This is a genomic window from Cellulosimicrobium cellulans, assembly GCF_001722485.1.
GTDB classification, from domain to species: Bacteria; Actinomycetota; Actinomycetes; order Actinomycetales; family Cellulomonadaceae; genus Cellulosimicrobium; species Cellulosimicrobium cellulans_A.
Map to the genome: position 1 here is coordinate 1 of NZ_LWGL01000264.1, position 2,657 is coordinate 2,657.

Sequence of the window (2,657 nt, forward strand, 5' to 3'; positions counted from 1 at the left end):
CGCCGAGCGCCCGGACCCGACGGCCGACCGCGGCGACCCCCTCGCCGCCGCGCGCGAGCTCACCGTGCGCCGGCTCGCGCTGCTCACGGGTGGGACGGGCGGCCTGGGAGCGGTCGTGGTGCCGGGCTCGCCGGCCGAGGCCACCGACGCGGCTCTGCTCGCCGAGCTCGAGGGCGTGGAGGTGCTCGACGCCCAAGCCGAGGTGTTCGACGTGCGAGCGGCCGCGGCCCCGCCCGACGGCACGGTGGGACCGGGCACCGCAGGACCAGGCACCGCAGGACCAGGCACCGCAGGACCGGGCACCGCAGAACCGGGCACCGCAGAACCGGGCACCGTAGAACCGGGCACCGTAGAACCGGACACCGCGGAGCCGGGTCCCGCCGAGGTGGTCGCGGTGGAGGTCGACTACGCGGTGAGCGCCCACCGGCAGCGCTCCGGCGGCGAGGACGTCCACGTGCCGCAGACGCCGCGTACCACCGTCGTGCTCGTGCTGCGCTGGACCGGCGACGCGTGGCGCGTGGCCGAGGTGCGCTGAACCTCCTGCGGGGTCAGCGCTCGACGACCCAGCGCGCCGCGGCGTCGAGGTCGGTGTCGGTGAACCGGAACCCGCTGGCCTCGAGCACCGTCGGCAGGGCGCGCTGGGAGCCGAGGACGTCGGTCGCGAGCTCGCCGAGCACGACCTTCAGCGCGACGGAGGGGACGTGCACGAGCGCCGGGCGGTGCAGCGCGCGGGCCAGCGCGCGCGTGACCTCGGCGTTCGTCGACGGGCGCGGCGCGCACAGGTTGACGGGCCCGTGGACGGGGGCCGTGAGCAGGTGGCACAGGGCCGCGACCTCGTCGCGCAGCGTGATCCAGCTCCAGTACTGGCTGCCGCGCCCGAGCGGCCCGCCGACACCGAGCCGCAGGAACGGCAGCAGGCGCCCGAGCGCGCCGCCCTCGGGCGCGAGGACGATCCCCGTGCGCGCGAGGACGACCCGGACGCCGGCCTCCTGCGCCGGTCGCGCGGCGGCCTCCCACTCGCGCACGAGGCGCGCGAGGAAGCCGTCGCCGGACGTCGAGGTCTCGGTGAGGACCTGGGCGCCGCGGTCGCCGTAGTACCCGATCCCCGAGCCCTGCACCAGCACCGGCGCGGGGGCGTCGAGCGCGGCGAGCGTCCGCGCGAGCAGCCCGGTCGTGCGCGTGCGGGACGTGAGCAGCTCGCGCTTGTAGGCGGCGGTCCACCGGCGCTCGCCGATCCCGGCGCCCGCGAGGTTGACGACGGCGTCCGCCCCCTCGAGGACGGCCGGGTCGAGGATGCCGGCACCCGGGTCCCACTCGCGCTCGTGCGCCGTCTGCGGCGGGCGGCGCACGAGCCGGCGCACGCGGTGCCCGTCCGCGCGCAGCCGTTCCAGCAGCTCGCTCCCGATGAGCCCGTGCGAGCCCGCCACGACGATGTCCATGGGCCTCACCGTACGGGGCGCCGACGTCGCCGGACACCCGGCGCCGCGGCGCGCGCCGGCCCGGACGGCCGAGGGCCCCGACCGCGGTGCGGTCGAGGCCCTCGGTGGGGACGGAGCGTCCGTCAGAGGCCGACCTCGGACTCGAAGGCGCCCTCCTCGATGCGGTTCTTGATCGCGGTGAGGAAGCGGGCGGCGTCCGCGCCGTCGACCAGGCGGTGGTCGTAGGACAGGAAGATGAAGCACGTCGACCGGATGCCGATCGTGTCGTTCCCGTCCGCGTCGGTCACGACGACCGGGCGCTTCGTGATGGTGCCGGTGCCGAGGATCGCCACCTGGCCCACCGGGACGATCGGCGTGTCGAAGACGGCACCGCCCGAGCCCGTGTTCGTGATGGTGAACGTGGCGCCCGCGAGCTCGTCCGGGCCGACCTTGTTGGCGCGCGTGCGAGCACCGAGGTCGGCGATCTTGCGGGCGATGCCGGCGAGGTTGAGGTCGCCCGCGTCCTTGATCACCGGCACGACGAGGCCGCGCTCGGTGTCGACGGCGATCCCGACGTTCTCCTGCGGGTGGTAGACGATCTCGTCGTCGCCGTACTTCGCGTTGATCCGCGGGTACGCCTTGAGCGCCTCGACCGCGGCGAGCGTGAAGAACGGCAGGAACGTGAGGTTGGCGCCCTCACGAGCCTTGAAGTCCGCCTTCGCGCGGTTGCGCAGGGCGGCGACGCGCGTGACGTCGACCTCGACCGCGGTGGTGAGCTGCGCCTGCGTGTTGAGGGCCTCGACCATGCGGCTCGCCACGAGCTTGCGCAGGCGGCTCGTCTTCTCGGTCGTGCCGCGCAATGGCGAGACGGCCGGGACGGAGGCCTTCTTCGCGGGGGCGGGTGCCGCTGCGGGTGCGGACGCCGCGGGGGCCTTCGCCTCCTCGGCCTTGCGCGCCGCCTCGAGCACGTCCTCCTTGCGGATGCGGCCGCCGACGCCGGTGCCCGTGAGGCTCGACAGGTCGACGCCCTTCTCCGCGGCGAGCTTGCGCACGAGCGGGGTCAGGTAGGTGCCGCCGGCCTTCGCGCCGGGGGCGGGCGTCGCGCCGGGCGCGGACTGCGCCGCCGGTTCGGCCCGCTCCGGTGCCTGGGTCGACGCCGTCTGCGGGGCAGCGGGCGTGGACTCCTGCGCGGCCTGGGCCGGGACGTCCGCCTCGCTCGCCGGCGTCTCGGCAGCCGTG

At 76.0% G+C, this 2,657-nt stretch carries 3 protein-coding genes; all 3 read right to left on the minus strand.

From position 1 onward, the window contains the following. The coding region (locus tag JZ5iCDA_RS20035) for a pentapeptide repeat-containing protein (RefSeq protein ID WP_366246686.1) at window positions 1-454 on the minus strand (454 nt) is incomplete at its 3' end. A 94-nt stretch (window positions 455-548) separates the two neighbouring features. Then, window positions 549-1,439: a TIGR01777 family oxidoreductase gene (locus JZ5iCDA_RS16735; RefSeq protein ID WP_069388151.1), complete on the minus strand. Its 891-nt coding sequence runs from the start codon at window positions 1,437-1,439 to the stop codon at window positions 549-551. A gap of 122 nt (window positions 1,440-1,561) precedes the next feature. Next, the coding region (gene sucB / locus JZ5iCDA_RS16740) for a 2-oxoglutarate dehydrogenase, E2 component, dihydrolipoamide succinyltransferase (RefSeq protein WP_069388152.1) at window positions 1,562-2,657 on the minus strand (1,096 nt) is incomplete at its 5' end.